The organism is Cupriavidus basilensis (assembly GCF_000832305.1).
Taxonomy (GTDB): domain Bacteria; phylum Pseudomonadota; class Gammaproteobacteria; order Burkholderiales; family Burkholderiaceae; genus Cupriavidus; species Cupriavidus basilensis_F.
In genome coordinates, this window is sequence record NZ_CP010536.1 from 1,039,771 (window position 1) to 1,062,379 (window position 22,609).

At 66.5% G+C, this 22,609-nt stretch carries 22 protein-coding genes; 8 read left to right on the forward strand and 14 right to left on the reverse strand.

Translation table 11 applies throughout. The features are described from left to right. The first annotated feature begins 8 nt into the window (after positions 1-8). The 4 genes from RR42_RS04665 (at position 9) to RR42_RS04680 (ending at position 5,003) form a co-directional block, all read left to right on the forward strand. Positions 9-1,262, forward strand: coding sequence for an O-antigen ligase family protein (locus tag RR42_RS04665; RefSeq protein WP_043344539.1), 1,254 nt, complete (start codon positions 9-11; stop codon positions 1,260-1,262). Beyond that, positions 1,259-3,028: a lipid A export permease/ATP-binding protein MsbA gene (msbA, locus tag RR42_RS04670; protein ID WP_043344540.1), complete on the forward strand. Its 1,770-nt coding sequence runs from the start codon at positions 1,259-1,261 to the stop codon at positions 3,026-3,028. The genes RR42_RS04665 and msbA overlap by 4 nt, the downstream gene beginning before the upstream one ends. A 96-nt stretch (positions 3,029-3,124) precedes the next feature. Next, positions 3,125-3,712: a peroxidase-related enzyme gene (locus tag RR42_RS04675; protein WP_043344542.1), complete on the forward strand. Its 588-nt coding sequence runs from the start codon at positions 3,125-3,127 to the stop codon at positions 3,710-3,712. A 76-nt stretch (positions 3,713-3,788) separates the two neighbouring features. Continuing rightward, on the forward strand, positions 3,789-5,003 hold the full coding sequence (locus RR42_RS04680; RefSeq protein ID WP_043344543.1) for a cation:proton antiporter: 1,215 nt from the start codon (positions 3,789-3,791) through the stop codon (positions 5,001-5,003). A gap of 43 nt (positions 5,004-5,046) precedes the next feature. On the opposite strand, the gene RR42_RS04685 is transcribed toward RR42_RS04680, so the two are convergent. Both RR42_RS04685 and RR42_RS04690 read right to left on the reverse strand, forming a co-directional pair. Continuing rightward, complete coding sequence (locus RR42_RS04685; protein ID WP_043344545.1) at positions 5,047-5,556, reverse strand: hypothetical protein; 510 nt, start codon at positions 5,554-5,556, stop codon at positions 5,047-5,049. A gap of 118 nt (positions 5,557-5,674) precedes the next feature. Next, positions 5,675-6,595: a sterol desaturase family protein gene (locus RR42_RS04690; RefSeq protein WP_043344547.1), complete on the reverse strand. Its 921-nt coding sequence runs from the start codon at positions 6,593-6,595 to the stop codon at positions 5,675-5,677. A gap of 89 nt (positions 6,596-6,684) precedes the next feature. Here RR42_RS04690 and RR42_RS04695 point away from each other — a divergent pair, with 89 nt between their 5' ends. Next, positions 6,685-7,347: a TetR/AcrR family transcriptional regulator gene (locus RR42_RS04695; RefSeq protein ID WP_082054798.1), complete on the forward strand. Its 663-nt coding sequence runs from the start codon at positions 6,685-6,687 to the stop codon at positions 7,345-7,347. A 12-nt stretch (positions 7,348-7,359) separates the two neighbouring features. Here the strand turns inward: RR42_RS04695 and rng are convergent, their stop codons facing one another. The 8 genes from rng to RR42_RS04735 all read right to left on the reverse strand — a co-directional run bounded on the left by rng (position 7,360) and on the right by RR42_RS04735 (position 14,955). Then, the gene (gene rng / locus RR42_RS04700; protein ID WP_043344550.1) at positions 7,360-8,826 is read right to left on the reverse strand and encodes a ribonuclease G; all 1,467 of its coding nucleotides are present in this window, start codon (positions 8,824-8,826) and stop codon (positions 7,360-7,362) included. Positions 8,827-8,958: 132 nt separating this feature from the next. Continuing rightward, complete coding sequence (locus RR42_RS04705) at positions 8,959-9,609, reverse strand: Maf family protein (RefSeq protein WP_052494448.1); 651 nt, start codon at positions 9,607-9,609, stop codon at positions 8,959-8,961. A 63-nt stretch (positions 9,610-9,672) separates the two neighbouring features. After that, positions 9,673-10,143 (reverse strand): 23S rRNA (pseudouridine(1915)-N(3))-methyltransferase RlmH, encoded by a 471-nt coding sequence (gene rlmH / locus RR42_RS04710; RefSeq protein WP_043344552.1) that lies wholly within the window; start codon positions 10,141-10,143, stop codon positions 9,673-9,675. Between the two features lie 23 nt (positions 10,144-10,166). After that, positions 10,167-10,925 carry a ribosome silencing factor gene (gene rsfS / locus RR42_RS04715; RefSeq protein ID WP_043344555.1) on the reverse strand — a complete coding sequence of 253 codons (759 nt, stop codon included), beginning with the start codon at positions 10,923-10,925 and terminating at the stop codon, positions 10,167-10,169. A 15-nt stretch (positions 10,926-10,940) separates the two neighbouring features. Next, complete coding sequence (locus tag RR42_RS04720) at positions 10,941-11,711, reverse strand: nicotinate-nucleotide adenylyltransferase (RefSeq protein ID WP_043344556.1); 771 nt, start codon at positions 11,709-11,711, stop codon at positions 10,941-10,943. Positions 11,712-11,721: 10 nt separating this feature from the next. Beyond that, positions 11,722-12,633, reverse strand: coding sequence for an oxygen-dependent coproporphyrinogen oxidase (hemF, locus tag RR42_RS04725; protein WP_043344557.1), 912 nt, complete (start codon positions 12,631-12,633; stop codon positions 11,722-11,724). Positions 12,634-12,855: 222 nt separating this feature from the next. Further along, positions 12,856-14,124 carry a phosphoribosylamine--glycine ligase gene (gene purD, locus RR42_RS04730; RefSeq protein WP_043344558.1) on the reverse strand — a complete coding sequence of 423 codons (1,269 nt, stop codon included), beginning with the start codon at positions 14,122-14,124 and terminating at the stop codon, positions 12,856-12,858. 105 nt (positions 14,125-14,229) lie between these two features. After that, positions 14,230-14,955: a YebC/PmpR family DNA-binding transcriptional regulator gene (locus RR42_RS04735; RefSeq protein WP_043344559.1), complete on the reverse strand. Its 726-nt coding sequence runs from the start codon at positions 14,953-14,955 to the stop codon at positions 14,230-14,232. A gap of 258 nt (positions 14,956-15,213) precedes the next feature. On the opposite strand from RR42_RS04735, the gene RR42_RS04740 reads away from it, so the two are divergent. Continuing rightward, positions 15,214-16,764 carry a helicase HerA-like C-terminal domain-containing protein gene (locus RR42_RS04740; RefSeq protein ID WP_043344560.1) on the forward strand — a complete coding sequence of 517 codons (1,551 nt, stop codon included), beginning with the start codon at positions 15,214-15,216 and terminating at the stop codon, positions 16,762-16,764. 131 nt (positions 16,765-16,895) lie between these two features. Here the strand turns inward: RR42_RS04740 and RR42_RS38260 are convergent, their stop codons facing one another. The 4 genes from RR42_RS38260 to RR42_RS04755 all read right to left on the reverse strand — a co-directional run bounded on the left by RR42_RS38260 (position 16,896) and on the right by RR42_RS04755 (position 20,299). Next, complete coding sequence (locus RR42_RS38260; protein WP_006158366.1) at positions 16,896-17,042, reverse strand: DUF3149 domain-containing protein; 147 nt, start codon at positions 17,040-17,042, stop codon at positions 16,896-16,898. Between the two features lie 160 nt (positions 17,043-17,202). Beyond that, positions 17,203-17,853, reverse strand: a complete 651-nt coding sequence (gene upp / locus RR42_RS04745) for a uracil phosphoribosyltransferase (RefSeq protein WP_043344561.1) — start codon at positions 17,851-17,853, stop codon at positions 17,203-17,205. 114 nt (positions 17,854-17,967) lie between these two features. Continuing rightward, positions 17,968-19,005, reverse strand: a complete 1,038-nt coding sequence (locus RR42_RS04750) for a Bug family tripartite tricarboxylate transporter substrate binding protein (RefSeq protein WP_052494449.1) — start codon at positions 19,003-19,005, stop codon at positions 17,968-17,970. Between the two features lie 130 nt (positions 19,006-19,135). Then, positions 19,136-20,299, reverse strand: a complete 1,164-nt coding sequence (locus RR42_RS04755; RefSeq protein WP_052494450.1) for an acyltransferase family protein — start codon at positions 20,297-20,299, stop codon at positions 19,136-19,138. A gap of 413 nt (positions 20,300-20,712) precedes the next feature. Here RR42_RS04755 and RR42_RS04760 point away from each other — a divergent pair, with 413 nt between their 5' ends. Together RR42_RS04760 and RR42_RS04765 are read left to right on the forward strand one after the other, a co-directional pair. Then, positions 20,713-21,750 carry a DMT family transporter gene (locus tag RR42_RS04760; RefSeq protein WP_236701977.1) on the forward strand — a complete coding sequence of 346 codons (1,038 nt, stop codon included), beginning with the start codon at positions 20,713-20,715 and terminating at the stop codon, positions 21,748-21,750. Position 21,751: 1 nt separating this feature from the next. Next, positions 21,752-22,540, forward strand: a complete 789-nt coding sequence (locus RR42_RS04765; RefSeq protein WP_043344562.1) for an SDR family oxidoreductase — start codon at positions 21,752-21,754, stop codon at positions 22,538-22,540. Positions 22,541-22,609 lie beyond the last annotated feature (69 nt).

The window sequence follows — 22,609 nt, forward strand, 5'->3', positions numbered from 1 at the left end:
GCTTGTTTATGATGTTCCGTGCCGGAAAAGTGACCGCTCTTACCAATGCGCTAGTTCTGGCATTTCCAATCCTGCTGCTCTGCGTGCCGAAAGGCGCCGGTATTTTCCTGGGCGCTATCTTGCTGCTGGCGCTGATTGTCCGTCGGGGCTTGAGGCCCATGTTTGCGCAGTATCGCGCCACGCTATACCCCATCGGGCTCGCTATTCTAGCTTTGGTGCTTGTCTTTCTGGGTTCCAAGCTCTATTTCCACGTTCCCTGGAACGTGATGGATAACCCTTCTCGCATTCTCCTGTTGTTGGTGACATGCCTGGTTATCCTCAAGATCGCGCCAGACCCGCGGCGGCTCTGGAGTGGCATCACAATCGCTTTGGCGATGAGCCTGGCGATTGTCCTGTTCCAGCGCTGGGTTCTCGACGATCCACGGCCGTCGGCCTGGACCCAGGCCATCGCGTTTGGGAACATGGTTGCCGCATTGGGGTTGATTGGTTTCGTGCGGCCTGGGATCAGCCGCAAGGCGCATCTGCTTGCCTGGCTGGATCTGGCGCTCGCCGGTTCGGTGCTGATTGTGAATGGCACGCGCGGCGCGTGGCTGGCATTGTGTATCACGATGATCCCGCTGCTCTTTGTTCGTTACCCGAGCATGAGGCCGGCGAAGTTCTTTGGCGCGGTGGCGCTCATCGCGGCCTTGGCTGCGGGACTCTATCTGGCGCCTGGCAGCCCCGTCGCGCAGCGGGTTGACCTCGTGCGGGGACAATGGGGGCAGTTCCAGCAGGGGAACACCGAGACTTCGGTAGGGGCACGGCTGAAGCTCTGGCAAATGGCGGCGGAATCGATCCACTTGCATCCCTGGCTCGGCGTCGGGGTCGGACAGTTCGCGCGGATTCCCCAAGCTTCCATCTTCTGCAAGGAGCATGGGTCGTCTGACGTTTGCACCCTTGAGCACGCGCACAACGATGTGCTCGAGGCGGCAGCGACAATGGGCATGCCGGGCATGCTGGCATTGCTGGGCTTGTTCCTGGTTCCTGGCGTCCTGTTCTGGCGGCTGCTGCGCGTATGCTGGCGCAATGCCAATTCACTGGGCATCAGCGTGTGCGCTTCCGGCATCGGCGTCGTCATGGCCAGCCTGATCAGCGGCCTGACCCAGGTGACGATGGCGCACCAGGCAAATATTGTTTTTTATGCCGGCATCATCGGGCTGTTGCTCGGGCTGGCCGCGGTACAAGCAAAGTATCCCCGCGCCGACGGGGTGGAGAAAACGTGAAAGTCCAAGAACAAAATGCGCCCCCGGCACAGGAAGCCGACACCCTGAAGCGAGTCTGGTCCTACCTGCGTCCGGAAATGCGCGTCTTCATCGTTGCCATTATCGCGATGGCGGCGGTGGCTGGTGCAGAAGGGATCATGCCCAAGGTCGTTAATGACCTGCTCGACAACGGTTTCGGCGGCGCATATGCCGGCAAGCTCTGGCACGTGCCGGCCCTGCTGATTGGCGTGGCACTGGTCCGCGGGGTGGCGCAGTTTGCTTCCGGCTACCTGCTCGCCCTGATCTCCAACCGGGTGCTGCTGAAAATGCGGATGCAGATGTTCGAGCGCATGCTGCATGCGCCCGCGCTGTTCTACCATCGCAATACCGCAGCGTCGCTGATCAATGCCGTGATCTTCGAGGTCAACCAGGTCATGCAGATCCTGACCGGGGTGCTGATCACCCTGGTGCGCGATTCGCTCACCGTGCTGGCGCTGCTGGTCTACCTGTTCTATACCAACTGGAGCCTGACGCTGGTGGTGGCGGTGATCCTGCCGGTGATCGGTTTCGTCATGGCCAAGGTCAATCGCCGCCTGCGGCGCCTTAATCGCGATCACCAGGCGCTGACCAACACCGCGGCCTACGTGGTCGAGGAAGCCGCTGGTGGCTACAAGGTGGTCAAGCTGCATGGCGGCGAGGCTTATGAGACGTCGCGTTTCGCGGCCATGGCCGAGCGCCTGCGTGGCTATTCCATGCGCATGGCGGTGGCCGGCGGGCTGAACCAGCCCGTCACGGCGTTCCTGGCGGCGCTGGCGCTGTCGGTCATCCTCACCATCGCGATGATCCAGTCGCAGACCAACCACACTACGGTGGGCAGCTTCACCGGCTTTGTGATGGCGATGCTGCTGCTGGTCTCGCCGCTCAAGCACCTGACCGACCTGAACCAGCCGCTGCAGCGCGGCCTGACCGCGGCCGAGATGATCTTTGGCCTGATCGACGAGCCGATCGAGCCGCAGGACGGCGGCTTGCCGCTTGAGCGCGCGCGCGGCGAGCTGGTGTTCGAGAAGGTGGGCTTCCGCTACGGCGAGGCCGCCCGCCCGGCATTGGACAACATCAACTTCAACGTCAGCGCTGGTGAAGTCGTGGCACTGGTGGGGCCGTCGGGCAGCGGCAAGACCACGCTGGTCAACCTGGTGCCGCGCTTCTTCGACCCGACCGAGGGCCGCATCTTGCTGGACGGCAAGACCATCGACGCCTTCTCGCTGCATGACCTGCGCCGCCAGATTGCCTTTGTCAGCCAGGACGTGGTGCTGTTCAACGACACGGTTGCCGCCAACGTGGCCTATGGCGTGCATCCGGCGGCCGAAATCGACATGGCACGCGTCGAGCGCGCGCTGGCCGCCGCTTACCTGACCGATGTGATCAAGGGCCTGCCGCAAGGGCTCGAGACCAATATCGGCGACAACGGCATGAAGCTGTCCGGCGGCCAGCGCCAGCGCATGGCGATCGCGCGCGCGCTGTACAAGGACGCGCCGATCCTGATTCTCGACGAAGCCACCTCGGCGCTCGACTCCGAATCGGAGCGCCAGGTGCAGGCCGCGCTGGAAGCCCTGATGGTTGGCCGGACCACGCTGGTCATCGCACACCGCCTGTCCACCATCGAGAATGCCGATCGCATCGTGGTGCTCGACCACGGGCGGGTGGCCGAGCACGGCACCCACGACGAACTGCTGTCGGCCGAGGGACTCTACGCCGGGCTGCACAGGATCCAGTTCGCCACCCAGTAAGCCGGCGCAGCCGGCCAGATTCCCGCTGCCCGCGGCAGCTAGCGCGGGCGGTTCATGCGCAGTGCAAAGAGGGGTGCACCCCCGAAGGAGACCACCATGACCGCATCGCCGCCACTGAGCCGTTACCCGGTTCCCGCCATCGCTGACCTGCCCGAGGACATCCGGGCCCGCATCCTGGAAGTCCAGGACAAGGCCGGCTTCGTGCCGAACGTGTTCCTGACGCTGGCCCACCGGCCGGATGAGTTCCGCGCCTTCTTTGCCTACCACGACGCGCTGATGCTCAAGGAGGGCGGCCTGTCCAAGGGCGAGCGCGAGATGATCGTGGTGGCCACTTCGGGCGCCAACCAGTGCCTGTACTGCGTGGTGGCGCACGGCGCCATCCTGCGCATCTACGAGAAAAAGCCGACGCTGGCTGACCAGGTGGCCGTCAATTACCGCAAGGCCGACATCACGCCGCGCCAGCGCGCCATGCTCGACTTCGCCCTCAAGGTCTGCGAGGCCTCGGCCGAGGTTGGCGATGCCGATTTCGCGGCGTTGGCCACGCATGGGTTCAGCCACGAGGACGCCTGGGATATCGCGGCCATCACCGCCTTTTTCGGCCTGTCCAACCGCATGGCGAACACCATCAGCATGCGGCCAAACGAAGAGTTCTACCTGATGGGGCGTGTGCCGAAGGCTAAGTAGCGCCTCTGGATGCACGCCCGGTGGGCGCCCGGCGCGCCCACGTCCTTGTTCCACTTCACTCGATCCGCCCGTCGCCTTGAATCCCGTTTCGCTTTTCTTTGCCCAGGCCTGCCTGGTGGTCGGTACACCGTTCATCCTGTGGCGCGGGCTGCGCATCGGCAGCATCGTGCCGCTGGTGGCCATGCAGATCGTGGGCGGCATCCTGCTCGGGCCGTCCCTGCTTGGCGCGCTGTGGCCGCAAGGCTGGCAGGCCCTGTTCGGGCCGGCGCAGCTATCCGCGCTTAGCGGGCTGCAATGGCTGGCGGTGGTGCTGTTTGCCTTCCTCTCCGGCTTGCACATCGGCGGCGCGCAGCAGCCAGGGATACGGCGCATTGCGATGGCGGCCGCGCTGGGCAGCGTGCTGGTGCCGTTCGCGCTCGGCACGGCAGCTGGCGCCTGGCTGGCCTACGCCACCCCGGATGCCGTAGGGCATGCGGCATCCGCCTGGCAATTCGCTTTCGCCGTGGGGGTGTCCATGGCGGTGACGGCGCTGCCGGTGCTGGGGGCGATCCTGCGGGAAATGAAGCTGTCCGACTCCGTGCCCGGCCAGTTGGCGGTCGGCTGCGCCGCCTTCAGCGATGCGGCCATCTGGCTGGTGCTGTCGGCCATCCTCGCCAGCGCGGGTCGTTCCTCAAGCTATGACTTCCTGCGGCTGGCTTGCCTGGGCCTTGCCTACGTTGGTGCGATGCTGTGGCTGGTACGCCCGCTGCTGGCGCGCATGCTGCCGCGGATGGCCGCCGTTGATGCACGCCTGGCGCTGGTTGCGGTGTTGATCTTCGGCTCGGCGCTGATCTCCGAATCGATCGGCCTGCACTACATCCTCGGCGGCTTCCTCGCGGGCGTCGTGCTGCCGCGCGATGCGGCCGGCGAGCTCCGGCGCCAGCTCGAGCCGGCCACCGTGGTGGTCCTGATGCCGTTCTTCTTCCTGATGACCGGGCTGCGTACCGACATCGCCATCGGCGGTCAGGCGACGCTTTTGGTGTTCGGCCTGAGCACCATGGTCGCGGTGGCCGGCAAGGTGGTCGGGGCCGCATTGCCGGCACGCCTGGCCGGCCTGCCGCGGCGCGAGGCCTGGATGCTGGGCGCACTGGTCCAGACCAAGGGGCTGATGGAAGTGGTCGTGCTGGGAATCTTGTTCGAAGCCGGGCTGATCGGCATGACGGCCTTCTCCGGCCTGCTGCTGATGGCGCTGGCCACCACCGTGCTGGCCAAGCCGCTGACGCGCGCGGCGGCGCGCCTGCGCGAGCGCTGAGCCGCGCTTGCCGTCGACGGCCCGGCAGGTCAATACATTATGTCTAGCGGATCTGCGCGCATGTGCCGCTGCGCGGATCGAACAGCACGGGCCAGGCTTGCTCGTAGATACCCGGGGTGCAATGCTGCTCGCAATGCGCATGCGCCAGCGTGACGCGCCGCGGGTCCTGCCAGACCATCAGCGTGCAGCCGCTGCCATCGATCGCCTGCAGTTCGATATGCGGGGTCCTGCGCACCTGGCGGAACTCGGTGAGATCGAAGTGGCAGGAGCCATGCCGGCCCACCCATAGCTTCCAGCTCAGGCTGCGCACATCGTTGCTGGCCACCCGCATATGGGCATCCTCGCGAAAGCCGTCTTCCTCCGTGCGCTGGCAATTGGCGGCGATATCGATGTCGTGGGGGGGAATGGGCGTGGCGCGCTCCCGCGCCACGGGGGCGGGGGCCCTTTGTGTCTCGGGTACGCGCGCAGCCGGCGGGGTGGGAGGAGGCAGTGTCACCGTGCATGCCGCCAATGCGGCAGCTAGAGGCCACAAGAGCAAGCGCTTTTTCTTCATGGTGACTCCTTGCGCCCGGTGCCCGCGAGGCAATCTGAATGCGCACACCCGTCTCCATATTTATAGAGGATGAGGCAAGGAAGGCGAGAGGAAAGCGTGCGCACGCGCACCGCTCTCGCTACTTCGGTGCGGTGCCGCTGCCCTCCGAGGCAAGGTGGCCGGCAAGCGCGAGCTGACGGCGAAGCGCTTCAGTAGTGTGGCCCTGTCCGTCGGGGCGCCAGCCGGGCGGCAGGAAGAGAAAGCCGAGCATCGCCCCCAGGCTGCGTGCTTGCGCCAGGTCCCGTCCAAGGTCGAGCCACTGCTGGAACTCGACACGCAGCGGATTGCGCGAGCGCATCGGGGTGACCAGCCCATAGCGGCACGGCACGTCGTCGCGCTCTGCCACGTAGGTGCCGAAGAGCCTGTCGAAGACGATCAGCACGCCGCCGAAGTTGGCATCCAGGTATTCGATATTGGCGGCGTGATGAACCCGATGCGCGGACGGCGTATTCAGGACATATTCCAGCCAGCCGAGCCGCGGGATCCAGGTCGCGTGAATCCAGAATTGATAGAGCAGGTTCAGCGACAAGGTCGCGATCACCACCTCGGGCGGAAAGCCCAGCCACACCAGGGGCGTGAAAAACAGCGTGGTGCCTGTCAGCTTGCCGGTCCAGCCAAGGCGGTAAGCCGTCGACAAGGTGAGCTGGTTAGGCGAGTGATGGACGGCGTGCGTGGCCCAGAAGAAGCGCACGCGGTGCGCCGCGCGATGGTACCAGTAGTAGCAGAACTCCTGGCCGATGAACAAGGCCGTGCCCAGCAGCCAGCTGTTGAGCACGATGGTTTGCAGGCGGTGTTCCCAGGCTAGCGCGAACACGGGCGCCGCCAGCGACAAGGGCAGGAGGACCAGGATCTTGCGCCCGGCCAGGTCTACCAGCGACAGCCATGCCTCATGCCAGTCGAACGTGCCGGGCTTGCGCCAGTGCAGCACCAGCGCTTCCATCAGGGACGCGCCGACCACCACCGGCAAGGCATAGAGCTGAAGGATTTCCAGACGGGTCATGACCGCTCCCGGAGCACGAAGGGGATAGTATGCGGATGATTATATGAGCTAGTATCAGGTTTGCTTACTCGCGTTCCGGAGTCCACGCCATGACCCTGCAAACCCCTGAAGACAGCGGCCCCAGGCGGCGCCGGCCGATGCAGGCGCGGTCGCTGGAGAAGCTGGAACTCATATTTGAGTCGACCATCCGCCTCCTGGACAAGGAGGGGCTGGAGGGTTTGAGCACCAACCGGATCGCCGAGGTGGCCGGCATCAGCATCGGTACGCTCTACCAATATTTCTCGAACAAGCAGGAAGTGATGGAAGCACTGGGGCGCCGGGAGATCGAGAGCGTGATGGGGCGCTTGGGCCTCTTGCTGGGTACGCCCGGCACGCCCGACCCCACGGTGCGCGCCAGGCTATTGGTGCGTGCACTGCTAAGTGCATTTGGCGGCCGTCACCGCGTGCGCAAGCTCTTGCTGGAGGTAGCGCTGGCCTCGGGCAGCAGGCAGGCGCTGGAAGGCTCCGCGGCGCAGGTCGCGCAGTGGCTCAGTTCGGGCCACGCCGTGGACGCCGAGAACCGCGCGCTTGCCATGCGGCCGATGGCCGCCTTCGTCCTCACGCAGGCCGTCATGGGCGTGATGCGCAGCGCGCTGGCGGCGGACGAAACCCTGCTGGCCGATCCTGAACTGGAGGACAACCTGGTGCGCTTGATCCGGGGATTCCTGAATGAGGGTGCCGCGCAGCATCAGGCAGCCGCGAGGGGTGCCTGACGCCGTTCCTGATCACATCAAAATAATGTCGTACTGTTCCTGGTGGAACGTCGATTCCACCTGCAGCGAGATTGGCTTGCCGATGAAGTCGCCGAGCATGGCCAGATGCTGGCTTTCTTCCTCCAGGAACAAATCGATCACGTGCTGCGAGCCAAGGATGCGGAACTCGCGCGGGTTGAACTGGCGCGATTCGCGCATGATCTCGCGCAGGATGTCGTAGCAGACCGTGCGCGGCGTCTTGACCTGGCCCTTGCCCGTGCACACGGGGCATTGCTCGCACAGCACGTGCGCGAGAGACTCGCGCGTGCGCTTGCGGGTCATCTCCACCAGCCCGAGCTGCGAGAAGCTGTTGACGGTGATGCGGGTGCGGTCGCGCGACAGCGCGCGCTTGAGTTCCGAGAGCACCTGGTCGCGGTGCTCGGTGTTTTCCATATCGATGAAATCGATGATGATGATGCCGCCCAGGTTGCGCAGCCGCAGCTGGCGCGCAATCGTATGCGCCGCTTCCAGGTTGGTCTTGAAGATCGTGTCGTCGAAGTTGCGCGCCCCGACGTAGCCACCGGTGTTGACGTCGATGGTGGTCATGGCCTCCGTCTGGTCGATCATCAGGTAGCCGCCGGACTTGAGGTCGACCCGGCGCGACAGCGCCTTCTCGATCTCGGCGTCGATATTGAAGAGATCGAAGACGGGACGCTCGCCGGTGTAGTGCGACAGGCGTGGCAGCACCGCGGGGGTGTACTCCTGGGCGAACTCGACCAGCTTCTGGAAGTTCTCGCGCGAGTCCACCTGGATCACGTTGGTGGCGTCGTTGACGAAGTCGCGCAGCACGCGCTGGGCCAGGTTGAGGTCCTGGTAGAGCAGGTTGGGCGCGGGCAGCGTGGTGGCGTTCTGGCGGATCGAAGCCCAGATCTTGCGCAGGTAGGCGATGTCATTGCCGAGTTCTTCGTTGCTGGATTCCTCGGCGATGGTGCGCACGATGAAGCCACCGCGCTCATCCGCCGGCACCAGCCCTTGCACGCGGGCGCGCAGGGCTTCGCGGTCGACCTCGCCCTCGATGCGCTGGGAGATGCCGATGTGCGGGTCCTGCGGCAGGTAGACCAGGGTGCGTCCGGCAATGCTGACCTGCGTGGACAGGCGCGCGCCCTTGGTGCCGATCGGGTCCTTGATGACCTGGACCATCAGGGCCTGGCCTTCGTAGAGTGTCTTTTCGATGGCAAGCGGCGCGGCGTTGGCGTTCTTGTCCGGATCGCGCGGGTGCCAGATGTCGGCGACGTGGAGGAAGGCGGCGCGCTCCAGCCCGATATCGATGAAGGCGGACTGCATGCCGGGCAGCACGCGCACGACCTTGCCGAGGTAGATGTTGCCGACGAGCCCGCGCGACAGTGTGCGCTCGACGTGGAGTTCCTGCACGGCGGCCTGCTGCACGATGGCCACGCGTGTTTCCTGCGGTGTGATGTTGACGAGGATGTCTTCAGTCATAGTGGATGAAACTCGTCGCCGGCTGACCGGCCAGGTGGTTGTCCGCATTGCGCTGCCATGCGTCCCGCGGGCGCTGCCGTGGCCACGGGGGCAGCAGCTTGAAGCGCGAACGGATGGGCGGCGGCGGGGTTCTCAGAACCGCAGATGGGCCTGTCTGAGCAGCGAAGCCGTCTCGAACAGGGGCAAACCCATGATACCCGAATAGCTGCCGTCGATTCGCTCGACGAACTCGGCCGCGCGGCCCTGGATGCCATAGGCGCCGGCCTTGCCGGCCGGTTCACCGCTGGCAACATAGGCGGCAATCTCGTCGGCGGTCATGGTGCGAAAGCTCACCTCGGAGACCGACAGCGCGTGGCGCTGGCCGAGCGCGGAAACCACGGTTACCGCGGTCAGCACGCGGTGGGTGCGCCCGGACAGGGCGGCCAGCATGCGGGCGGCATCGGCGTCGTCGGCGGGCTTGCCGAGGATTTCGCCGTCCAGGCAGACGGTGGTGTCCGAGGTCAGGATGGGGGCGTCGGGCAGGGCGCGCCGCTCGCGCCGGCGCAGCGCGGCTTCGGCCTTGAGCGCGCATACGCGCTGCACGTAGTCGTCCGGGCTCTCACCCGGCAGCACGACTTCCAGCGCCTCGGCGTCTTCGTTGTCGTCGGCCAGCAGCAATTCGTAGGCAACGCCAAGCTGGGTCAGCAGCTCACGCCGGCGCGGGCTCTGGGAGGCGAGATAGAGGAAGGTATGGGTCACGGCAGGGCGGTGGGGTAGGGCATGCCAAATGCGGTTGCAGCGCATGCGCCGCTTCGGTCGCATTGTACCCTCGGCCTCGCCCGGTGCGCGACACGGGCGCGCCTGGTCTCAGGCGCGGTGGTAAGGGTGGTTCTGCGTGACCGACCAGGCGCGATAGAGCTGCTCAGCCAGCAGCACGCGCACCATGCCGTGCGGCATGGTCAGGCTGGACAGGCGCAGCAGGGTTTGCGCGCGGGCCTTCAGGGCGGGATCGAGGCCGTCGGCGCCGCCAATCAGGAAGGCGACATCGCCGCCTTCGCGCTGCCAGTCGCCCAGCTGGGCGGCGAGCTGTACCGTGGTGAGGTCGCGCCCGCGCTCGTCCAGCGCCACGATGCGGCATTGCTTGGGCAGCGCGGCCTCGATGCGGGCCGCCTCGCGTTGCATCACGGTGGTGGCGTTATTGCTCGACGAGCGCGTCTCGGGCTTGATTTCGCGCAGCTCGATGCGCAGCTCGGGCGGCATGCGCTTCGCGTACTCCGCGAATCCGGTTTCGATCCAGCCGGGCATCTTGTGGCCAACGGCCACGATCAGCAACTGCATGGCGGCAAGCGGACCGGTCCGGCTCAGGCCGAGCGGGTGGCGCGCTTGCGCGCGACCGGAGCCTTGGCGGCCGCCGTCTTGGCCGGCGCCTTGGCGGCAGTCTTGGTCGCAGCCGTCTTGGTGGCGGTCTTGCGTGCCACGCCGGTGCCGGCTGCGGTCTTGCGCGGCGCGGCCGTCTTGGCCGGCGCCTTGCGTGCCGGTGCCGAGCCCAGCGCGCTGGTCAGGCGTTTTTGCACGGTCGGGGCGCGGTTGGTGGCGATAGCGTCCGGGTCCGTGTCTTCGTGGCCAAGCGGCGGCGAAGGCTCTTTCATGCCTTCGGGCAGACGGGCCAATGCCGGGCGCAGGCCGGTGGCGCGGCGCGCGGTGCGCACGACCGGGGCGTCGTCTTCGTCTTCGCCGTCGATCGGCTCGCTGGCCTTGGCCAGGCCCTTCTTGGCCGTGGACAGCTTCAGGCGTACCGGCTTGTCACCCCAGAGTTCTTCCAGGTTGTAGTACATGCGCAGCTGGGGCTGCATGATGTGGACGACGGCGTCGCCGCAGTCCACCAGCACCCATTCGCCCGTTTCCAGCCCTTCCACCGCAACGATATGGCCGCCGGCTTCCTTGACGGTATCGCGGACCGAGGCGGCCAGCGCCTTGGTCTGGCGGTTCGAGCTCCCGCTGGCGATCACCACCCGGTCGAACAGCTCGGTCAGGTGGGTGGTGTCGTACACCTTGATGTCCTGCGCTTTGACATCTTCGAGGCCGTCGACGATGGCGCGTTGCAGTTTGCGAATATCCATGGTGCTTTTTTCAGTTCAGCTGAGATCGGTTTGGGGGCGGGCCGGGATGGGCAGATCCGACTGCGTCGGCCGATACAGGCCGCGGCTCGCGATGTAGTGTGCCACGCCGGACGGCAGCTGGTCATCTGCCGGTTGTCCGGCAGCCAGGCGTTGGCGTAGGGCGGTGGAGGAGAGGTCGACGGCGAGCGTCTGGTCGATCCACATGCGGCCGGAGGGCATGGATTGTATCAGGTCGGTGGACGCACGCCGTTGCGCGAGCTCCTGGCGTACCGGACCGTCCAGTTCCGCCAGGTCGAAACCGGGCCGCGTCGCCACGCAAAGGTGGACGTGCGCGAACAGCGCTTGCCAGCCATGCCAGGTGTGCAGGCGCAGCAACTGGTCGGCGCCCATGAGCCACGCCAGCGAGGCATCGGGGCCATAGTGCTCGCGCAGTTCATGCACGGTATCCACGGTGTAGCTGGGGCCGGCGCGGTCGACTTCCATACGGCTGGCATGGACCAGCGCGCGGGTGTCGGACAATGCCTGCGCGGCCAGTTCGGTCATGGCCAGGCGGTCGGCGGCAGGGGTGACGTCGTCGCCTTTTTGCCACGATTGGCCGGTGGGGATCCAGACCAGCTCGTCGAGCTCGAGATGTTCGATGCAGAGGCGGGCGAGCGCCACGTGGCCGATGTGGGGCGGATCGAAGGTGCCGCCGAGAATGCCGAGGCGGTAGGGGCGGTTGCTCTTGGTCGAGCCTGCTGCGTCTGCCGCGTTGGCGGTGAGCGATCGTGCGATGTCGTGTGCCATGGGGTTGCCGTCAGGCCCACTCGCGCACGGGCAGGAAGTCCGTGTACAGCGCGGCCTCCGCGCTGCCCGGTTCCGGCTGCCAGTCGTAGCGCCAGCTGGCCAGCGGCGGCATCGACATCAGGATCGACTCGCTGCGGCCGCCCGATTGCAGCCCGAAGTGCGTGCCGCGGTCGAACACCAGGTTGAACTCGACATAGCGGCCGCGCCGGTAGGCCTGGAACTCGCGCTCGCGCTCGCCGTAAGCCATGTCCTTGCGCGCCTGCAGGATCGGCAGGTAGGCGTCCAGGAAGGCGTCGCCAACCGATTGCGTCATGGCGAAGCTGTGCTCGAAGCCGAGTGCGGAGAAGTCATCGAAGAAGATGCCGCCAATGCCGCGCGCTTCGCCGCGGTGCTTGAGGAAGAAATACTCGTCGCACCATTGCTTGAAACGCGGGTAGAGGTCATCGCCATAGGGGGCGAGGGCGTCGCGGCAGGTGGCGTGGAAGTGCGCGCAGTCGCCAGCGTTGCCGTAGTAAGGCGTCAGGTCCATGCCGCCGCCGAACCACCACACCGGCTCGGCACCGTCCTTCACCGCCATCAGGCAGCGCACGTTCATGTGCACGGTGGGGACAAAGGGATTGCGCGGGTGGAACACCAGCGACACGCCCATCGCCTCGAAGCCCCGCCCGGCGAGCTCCGGCCGGTTGGCGGTAGCCGACGGCGGCAGCGCATCGCCCCGCACATGCGAGAAGCCCACGCCGGCCCGCTCCATCACGGCGCCGCCTTCCAGGATACGGGTGCGGCCGCTGCCGCGCAGGCGCTCGGTGGGCGGCTTCTCCCAGGCATCGGTCGAAAACGCCTTGCCGTCGATGGCGGCAACAGCGTCGGTGATACGGTCTTGCAGACCGAGCAGATAGGCACGGACTGCCTGGGAATCGATCATGGTATGCGGGCGGGCGGGTGAGCCGGAGCGGTGACGGCCGGGCAGGTCAGTCAACCTGCCCGGCCGTCATGGCGATGTCATGATTGTACTGGCTGAGGCAACGCCTGGCCGGATTCGGCTAATTCAGCACGAACCACCGTAAAGGGCGAAGAAATCGTAGTGGGCAGCCCATGGCGGGCACCGCAGGGCTCGCCATGGGTCGCGCAGCAGATTTATCGTCCCTTACCGTTTGATGGCACGGTAGCCGATGTCGGTACGGTACTGCATGCCGTCGAAGTGGATCTTCTCGGCCGCGCCATAAGCCGCGCGCTGTGCCGCCTTGACGGTATCGGCCAGCCCGACCACGCACAGTACGCGTCCGCCCGTGGTCAGCAGCGTGCCATCGTTGAGCGTGGTGCCGGCGTGGAAGGTCACGCTGTCGTCGGTCTCGGCCGGGATGCCGGTAATGGCATCGCCCTTGCGCGGCGCATCGGGATAGCCAAAGGCGGCCATCACCACGCCCAGCGCGGTGCGGCGGTCCCAGTCCAGTTCGATCTCGTCGAGCTTGCCGTTGACGGCGTGCTCCATCACATCGACCAGATCGGTCTTCAGGCGCGCCAGGATCGGCTGGGTTTCCGGGTCGCCCATGCGGCAGTTGAACTCCAGCGTCTTCAGGTTGCTTTCGCTGTCGATCATCAGGCCGGCATAGAGGAATCCGGTGTACGTGATGCCGTCTTTTTCCATGCCACGCACGGTCGGCATGATGATCTCGCGCAGCGCGCGGGCATGCAGCGCGGGCGTGACCACGGGGGCCGGCGAGTACGCGCCCATGCCGCCGGTATTGGGGCCGGCGTCGTGATCGAGCAGGCGCTTGTGGTCCTGGCTGGTGGCGAGTGCCAGGACGTTCTTGCCGTCTACCAGCACGATGAAGCTGGCTTCCTCGCCCTCGAGGAATTCCTCGATCACCACGCGTGCGCCGGCGTCGCCGAGGCGATTGTCGGCCAGCATCATGTCGACCGCGGCGTGCGCTTCTGCCAGCGTGGCGGCAACCACCACGCCCTTGCCGGCGGCCAGGCCGTCGGCCTTGATCACGATCGGCGCGCCTTGCGCATCGATATACGCGTGCGCGGCGGCGGCGTCGTTGAAGGTCTGGTAGGCGGCGGTCGGGATGCCGTGGCGCTGCATGAAGGCCTTGGCGAAATCCTTGGAGGATTCCAGCTGGGCCGCCGCCTGCGTCGGGCCGAAGATGCGCAGGCCCTTGGCACGGAAGATATCGACGATGCCGGCCGCCAGCGGCGCTTCGGGGCCGACCACGGTGAAGCTCACGCCTTCGCGCTCGGCGAAGGCGGCGAGCACTTCCGGATCGGTCAGGGGCACATTCTGCAGCCGCTTGTCGAGCGCGGTGCCGCCGTTGCCCGGCGCCACGTACACCACCTGCACCTTGGGCGACTGGGCCAATTTCCAGGCCATCGCGTGTTCACGACCACCCGAGCCGACAACCAATACTTTCATGATCTACTGCCAGAAAAAATGACGCATGCGAAATGCGAAAAGCGGCAGCCATGGCTCATCGAACCGCGCTGCCGCCGTGAGGCGAGGTCTTGTCCGATCCCCGCCTTACTCCTCGATCACCGCGTTGGTGAAGACTTCCTGCACGTCGTCCAGGTTTTCCAGGGCGTCGAGCAGCTTTTGCATCTTGATGGCATCGTCGCCGGCGAAGCTGACTTCGTTCTGCGGCTTCATCGTGACGTCGGCCATCTCGGCCTTGAAGCCCGCGGCTTCCAGCGCGGCCTTGACCGTGCCGAAGTCATTGGGCGGGCAAAGCACTTCGATCGAGCCGTCGTCGTTGGTGACCACGTCGTCGGCGCCGGCTTCCAGCGCGGCTTCCATCAGCTTGTCCTCGGGCGTGCCGGGAGCAAACAGGAACTGGCCGCAATGGGTGAACATGAATGCCACGGAGCCTTCCGCGCCCATGTTGCCGCTGTTCTTGGAGAAGGCATGACGCACTTCGGCGACGGTACGGGTACGGTTGTCGGTCAGGCAGTCGACGATGATCGCCGCGCCGGCAAGGCCGTAGCCCTCGTAGCGGATTTCTTCGTAGTTGGCGCCTTCCAGGCCACCCACGCCGCGCTGGATGGCGCGCTGGATGTTGTCCTTGGGCATGTTCGCATCCATTGCCTTGTCCATGGACAGGCGCAGGCGCGGGTTGGAGTCGGGATCAGCGCCGCCGAGCTTCGCGGCGACGGTGATTTCCTTGATCAGGCGGGTCCAGACCTTGCCGCGCCTGGAGTCAGCCGCGGCCTTCTTGTGTTTGATATTGGCCCATTTTGAGTGACCGGCCATGATTCTCTCCGAAGCGGAAAATGTTTGACGCGCGCGCCTTGGCTTTGCGCGCCGGCTGTGCCGGGCGGGCAACGGGTGCTCGCTGGCGGCGCGCCGGGTGGTTTATGTGTCTGTGAGCCGGCCTTGGGGGCTGGCATAATCAGCCAAGCATTTTATCACGCGGCCCCGCCGCCGCCGGCCTCCCGATCACGGGCGCCGCCGGGAAGGGCGGGGACGGTCGCGGCGAAAGCGCCGCGCGGCTTGCCAACCAGAGAGACCATGGCCGAACCCATCATCATCGCCAAGAACGCCGAGCTGGAACTTGCCCTGCTGCCCGAGATGGGCAACCGGCACGGCTTGATCACCGGCGCCACCGGCACCGGCAAGACCGTGACCCTGCAAAGCCTGGCCCAGGGCTTCTCCCGGCTGGGCGTGCCGGTCTTCATGGCTGATGTCAAAGGTGACCTGACCGGCATTTCCCAGCCGGGCAAGCTCTCCGACAAACTCAAGGCACGCCTGGCCGAGCTCGGCCTGCCCGAGCCGGTGTGGGGCGCCTGCCCCACCACCCTGTGGGATGTGTTCGGGCAAAAGGGCCATCCCGTGCGCGCCACGGTCTCCCATATGGGGCCGCTGCTGCTGTCGCGCATGCTGGAACTCAACGACACCCAGCAGGGCGTGCTCAACCTGGTCTTCCGCATCGCTGACGCCAACGGGCTGCTGCTGCTCGACGCCAAGGACCTGCGCGCCATGCTGCAGTATGTGGGCGACAACGCCGGGCAGTTCACCACCGAATACGGCAACATCTCCGCGGCCTCGATCGGGGCCATCCAGCGCGGGCTGATGGCGCTGGAGTCGCAAGGCGCCGACGTGTTCTTCGGCGAGCCCATGCTCAACCTGGACGACTTCATCCAGACCGAGAACGGGCAGGGCGTGGTGAACATCCTGGCCGCCGACAAGCTGCTGAATTCGCCCCAGCTCTACGCCACTTTCCTGCTCTGGCTGTTGTCGGAGCTGTTCGAGAAACTGCCCGAGGCGGGCGATCTTGACAAGCCCAAGCTGGTGTTCTTTTTCGACGAGGCGCACCTGCTGTTCAACGATGCGCCCAAGGCACTACTTGACAAGATCGAGCAGGTGGTGCGGCTGATCCGCTCCAAGGGCGTTGGCGTGTATTTCGTCACGCAGAATCCTGTCGACATCCCCGATACCGTGCTGGGCCAGCTTGGCAACCGCGTGCAGCACGCGCTGCGCGCCTTCACGCCGCGTGACCAGAAGGCCGTCAAGGTGGCGGCTACCACCATGCGGGCCAAGCCGGGGCTGGATCTGGAAAAAGCCATCGGGGAGCTCGGCGTGGGCGAGGCGCTGGTGTCGTTGCTGGACGCCAAGGGCATCCCCGGCATGACGGAGCGCGCCTGGGTGCTGGCGCCTGGCAGCCGGATCGGCCCGATCACCGACGACGAGCGCAAACAGTTGCTGGCGAACTCGCTGGTGGCCGGCACCTATGAGCAGACCATCGATCGCGAGTCGGCCTACGAGAAGCTCAAGGGCCGTGCCGCCGTGCCCGCGGCTGCTCCCGCTGCTGGCGGCGGCGCACCCGCGCCCGTGCCCACGGCCGGCCAGCCCGAAGCCCCGCCCGCACAGGGCGGCGGCTGGCTGGAACAGGCGGGCGAGATCTTCGGCGGGCTGACCAAGGGCACGGGCAAGACCGGGCGCGGCGATTCCATCTTGGAGTCGATGGCCAAGTCGGCTGCGCGCACGGTAGGCTCGCAGGTCGGGCGCGAGCTGATTCGCGGCGTGCTGGGCAGCTTGCTGGGCTCAGGCAAGAAGAAGTAGGGTACGGGGGGCACACCTAGGCCGCTCCGGTGTGCCACGCCCGGCGAGATCGGTGGGCGCGGCGCATAGCCATGGCGTGGTATCGGCCAGCCGGTCCGTCGGCGATCACGCCAGCGCGCGGGGCTTGCCTCTTAGCGGCGTTGCGCCGCTGCCTCGTCCTCCCGCATCTTGCGCAGGAACAGCCGGGTGAAGAACCAGCCCATGCCGATGATGAAGGCAATGACGGCCAGGCTCATCAGCCCGGTGGGGGTCGAAAACAGGATCTTCAAGGCTGCCATGTGGGTCTCCCAAGTCAGGTGAGGCACACCGTCCGGTATGCCGCTGCCGATAGTCTAGGGAGAGCAGGGGCCAGGGAGATTGAGGCCGGTCAAGCCGGGCGCAGACAGCGTTCGTATCGGGTCCGGATCCTGGGATTGGCCTCGGGGCGGGCAGTAAAACTCAGTTCTTGGTGCCGAACAGCCGGTCGCCCGCATCGCCCAGGCCGGGGATGATGTACGCGTGCTCGTCCAGGTGGCTGTCCAGGGAGGCGACGAACAGTTTCACGCCGGGATGTGCCTTCTGGAATACTTCGACGCCTTCCGGCGCAGCTACCAGCGCCACGAACGTAATCGCATCGTCCTTGACACCGCGGCGCTTGAGCACATCCACCGCATGCGCGGCGGAGTAGCCGGTGGCAACCATCGGGTCGCACAGGATAAAGCTGCGGTCTTCCACGTCGGGCAGGCGCACCAGGTATTCCACCGGGCGGTGCTGGTCGTCGCGGTAGACGCCGATATGGCCGATGCGGGCCGAGGGAATCAGCTCGACCAGGCCGTCGCTCATGCCCACGCCGGCGCGCAGCACCGGCACGATGGTGAGTTTCTTGCCGGCGATCACCGGTGCGTCCAGCTCCACCAAGGGCGTCTCGATGCGGCGCGTGGTCAGCGGCAGGTCGCGCGTGATTTCATAGCCCATCAGCAGCGTGATCTCCCGCAGCAGCTCGCGGAACGTGCGCGTGGAGGTGTCCTTGTCGCGCATATGGGAGAGCTTGTGCTGGATCAGCGGGTGATCGAGGATGTACAGCTTGGGGAAACGCGGATCTTGCTTCATGGCGGGTAGGCGGCAGGAGTGGGCGCGAGGGCCCGTTGCAGCCGGATTGTAATGGATGCGCAGCCGCGCGCCCCCGGCGATCCTCCCGCCGCAAGCGCGCAGCTCCGCCTGCGCTCAATCCACCGAGATGCTGGCGCTCTTGGCGACCTTGCCGAATTTCTCGTACTCGGACAGCGTCAGCGACTGCAGGTCAGCCGCGCTCGAGCCCTTGGGGTTGAAGCCTGCCTGCCCGAGCTTGTCCTTTACGTCCGCATTGCCCAGCGCCGCGACGAAGGCGGCATTGAGTGCCTGCACCACCGGCGCGGGCAGCCCGGCCGGGCCGTACACGCCGAACCACGGCTCGACGGCGTAGCCCGCCAGGCCGGCCTCGGCCAGCGTCGGCACGTTCGGCAGCGCCGGCGAGCGGCTCTTGCCGGCCACCGCCAGCGCGCGCAGCTTGCCGCCCTGGATGTGCGGCAGCGAGGCGGGCAGGTTGTCGAACATCACCTGCAAGTGGCCGCCCAGCATGTCGTTGATAGCCGGGCTGCTGCCCTTGTATGGCACATGGGTCAGGCCCGTTTGCGTCATCTGCGAGAACATCGCGCCCGCCAGGTGCATGGACGTGCCGGTGCCCGCGGTGGCGTAGGTCAGGCCGGGATGGGCCTTGGCGTAGCTGACCAGCTCGGCCACGTTCTTCACCGGCAGGCTGTTGCTGACTTCCAGCACGATGGTCGAGGTGCCAAGCAGGCTGACCGCGGTGAAATCCTTGCGCGGGTCGAACGGCACGTGCTTGTAGATATGCGGGTTCAACGCATTGGTCGAGATGGCGCCGAAGCCGATGGTGTAGCCGTCCGGCGCGGCCTTGGCGACCGCCTCCATGCCGATATTGCCGCCAGCGCCGGGGCGGTTCTCGACCACCACGGGCTGGCCGAGTTTCTCCGCGACCTTCTGGCCGACCGTGCGCGCCACGAGGTCGGTGGTGCCGCCTGCGGCGTAAGGCACGATGAAGCGGATTGGCTTGACGGGGTAATCGGCCGCGCTGGCGGCCGAGGGCAGCCAGCCGCTTGCGAGCACGGCAATCGCGGCGGCGATCAGCAGCGGGCGGGTGGCGGTCTGCTTTTCGACTGGAACGGGAATGCGCGAGGAAAGATTAGCGAGGGGTGCTGCCGTCATGAATGCTCCTGGTTTTTCTTATGCGGCGCGCGTTTGACGCGCCGACCGGCGAGCTTACGGCAGTTTCAGGCTGGCTGCCAGGGTTGCCAGTCAGGCAGGCAGGCTGGCTGGCCAGGCAACGGCATGGCGGCTAGATATTCTGCCCGCGCTGCGCCCCCGGCAGCGCCGGGCGCCCGAGCAGGCCGCGCACGCGCTGGGTATTGCGCTCGAACACCCAGTAGACCGCAAAGGCATAGGCATAGCAGCCCAGCAGGATCAGCGTGGCCAGGCCCAGGCTGCCGGCGCTGACAGGCAGGCGGACCTTGACCAGGGCCGCGGCGACGAACAGGGCCAGCGGGAAATGCGTCAGGTAGAGCGAGTACGAGAACCCGGAAGCCAACGTCGCCAGGCGCGACAAGCCAGCATGGCCGATGCGGATGCGGGTCGACAGCACGGCCAGCAACAGCACGAAGAAGCCCAGCGCGACAGCGGCATCGGCGTACGGCTTGTGCTTGGTCAGTGCAATGGCGGCCAGGAACACCAGCAGCGCCGGCAGCACCAGCCACTTGCGCCGCGCGAGCCGCGCGATCGTTGCGATCTGCGTCAGCCGCGCTTCCAGGGCTTGCGCCAGCACGCCCAGCAGCCAGAACGAGAAGCCTTCGACCAGGCCGTGGAACAGGCTCATCGTGACCAGCGCCGCCACTGCGCACAGCAACACCTGCGGCGTGCGGCGCAGGTGCCAGGCGCCGTATAGCGCAGGGAACCAGAGGTAGTACCAGAATTCGTTGGCCAGGCTCCACAACGGCCCGTTGGAGCCATAGGTCTGGCAGGCAAGGGTTTGCAGGAACGCCGCGTTGCAAAACAATGCCGCGGCGCCGAGGTTATGCGAGATATCGATCTGCTGGGCCGCGTTGCCCTCGGTGCCCTGGTAGAACGGCCCCCACGCCAGGTGGATCCCGGTACTGTCCCAGAACAGCCCGAGCAGCAGCGCGGGCAGCAGCACGATCCATAGCCGTGTCATGCGGTCGGCCAGATAACTGCGCCAGGACCAGTCGCCACGCGTCATCTTGCGGCGCACGGTGCCGCCCACCAGGTAGCCCGAGAGCAGGAAGAACACGATCACGCATTCGTGGCCGACGCTGCATAGCGCATAGAACAACTGCAGCGCCACGCCGGCCGCGCCGCCATGCGGCCCGCTCGCCGCATAGTCGACGATGACCAGCGCCCGGACATGGCCAAGGCAGACCAGGCCCGCGGCCAGCGCGCGGATCAGGTCCAGTACATCGTATTGCTTGCTTCGGTCCGTGCCATCCACGACCAGTCTCCCCGTTCCGGCTCGCCAGGGCTGCGGTTGGCACAAGGCGGCACGCAGCGCGGGACTCTCCTTGGCAGAGCTTAGCCGGGCGGCTACGGCGTGAAGGTGCGCCGTCCCACATAGCGAAAGCCGAGGCACCGGAAGGAGGCGGCGCCACGCAGGCACCGCGGCCATCGGCACGACACATGCCACGGTATGGAAGATGTAGCCGGCGCGGTAGGCTGCTGCTTGCTGCCGCGGCTGGCGGCGTTGCAGGATGGTTCCTCAAAGGGAGGGTTGGGGCACGCCGCCCAACACCTGCGCGCAGCACAATGTGCCCCGGATGCAATTGCCTCTTTTCGAATACAATGGCTCGCGTCCCTGGCGGGCCGCCCGCGTCCAGCGGCGCGCGGCCCCACTATCCGGCTTCTCTCTTGTCTGCATCCCAACTTTCCCGCACCGTGCCTGCCGCCGAGCCGGCAGCGCAGCGCGCCGGCCTGGCCGTGGCTGCCGTCGGCGCCATCCTTTTTTCCGGCAAGGCGATCGTCGCCAAGCTGATGTACCGTTACCAGGTCGATGCGGTCATGGTCATCAGCCTGCGCATGCTGTTTGCCGTGCCGTTGTTCATGGCGATCGGCTGGTGGCAGTCGCGGCGCCTGCCGGCGCTGTCCTGGGCCGATCGCGGCCGCATCGTGTTCCTCGGCATCATCGGCTACTACCTGTCCAGCTTCCTCGACTTCCTCGGCTTGCAATACATCACGGCCGGGCTCGAGCGGCTGATCCTGTTCCTCACGCCGTCCTTCGTGCTGCTGGCCAGCGCCGTGCTGTTCAAGCGGCGCATCAGCTTGCGGCAGTGGCTTTCCCTGGCGCTGGCCTATATAGGCATCGTGCTGGTTTTCGCGCATGATCTCGACGTGAGCGGCGCCCAGGTGTGGCTTGGCGCCGCGCTGGTGCTCGGCAGCGCACTGACCTACGGCATCTACCTGATCGCGTCAGGCGAATTGGTGCAGCGCATCGGTTCGCTGCGGCTGGTGGCCTATGCGATGTGCGTTTCCACCGCGTGCTGCGTGGTGCAATATCTGGTGCTGCGCCGCCCGCTGGCGGAGCTGCTGCAGCCGGCCCCCGTGATGTGGCTTTCGCTAGTCAATTCCGTCTTCTGCACAGTGCTGCCGGTGTCGCTGACGATGGTGGCGGTGGCGCGCATCGGCGCGCCGATGGCGTCGCAGGCGGGTATGCTCGGACCGGTATCCACCCTGTTCCTGGGCTTCTGGCTGCTGGGCGAGCCGATCACCGGCGTGCAGCTCGCCGGCAGCGCGCTGGTGATGGGCGGGATATATTTGCTGTCGGCGCGCGGGGTGGCCAAGAGCGGGGCCGCGGGCAAGGCCCAGGCTGCTCGTCGCGGCGGCAATGCGATGGATACGCTGGATAACAAGCAGGCGGGTGGCCGCCTTGATGACACAAGGAGTCGATGAGATGGATCTAGGATTGCGCGGCAAGCATGCGCTGGTGTGTGGCGCCAGCAAGGGCCTCGGTTTTGCCTGCGCTGACGCGCTGGCTGCCGAAGGCGTGGATGTGGTGATCGTGGCGCGCGGCGCCGAGGCGCTGGAAAAAGCCGCGGCGGACCTGCGCGCGCGCCACGGCCGGCGCGTGATGGCGGTCGCCACCGACATCACCACCCCGGCGGGGCGAAAGCTGGCGCTGGAAGCCGTCGCCAAGCTGGGCGACCTGGACATCCTGGTCAACAATGCCGGCGGCCCGCCTCCGGGCAATTTCCGCGACTGGGACCGCGACGCCTGGCTGGCGGCGATCGACGCCAACATGCTGACCCCGATCGAGCTGATCAAGGCCACGGTGGACGGCATGATCGCGCGCAAATGGGGCCGCATCGTCAACATCACCAGCGGCGCCGTGAAGGCGCCGATCGATGTGCTCGGCCTGTCCAACGGCGCGCGCTCGGGCCTGACCGGCTTTGTCGCCGGCCTGGCGCGCGAAGTGGCGCAGCACGGCGTGACCGTGAACAACCTGCTGCCCGGCCCGTTCAATACGGATCGCCTCTACAAGACCATGGAAGGCGGCGCCAGGCAGGCCGGCCTGTCGATCGAGGAAGTCTCGAAGCGCCGCGCCGCGCAGAACCCGAGCCGCCGCTTTGGCGAGCCGGCCGAGTTTGGCGCCACCTGCGCCTTCCTGTGCAGCCGCCACGCCGCTTACATGACCGGGCAGAACGTGCTCCTCGACGGCGGCGCCTACCCCGGCACGTTCTAAGCGACTGCCGCGGGTGTTTTCCGGCCGGGCCGTGCGGGTCCGGCCTTTCTCTGATTGGCTAGGATGATG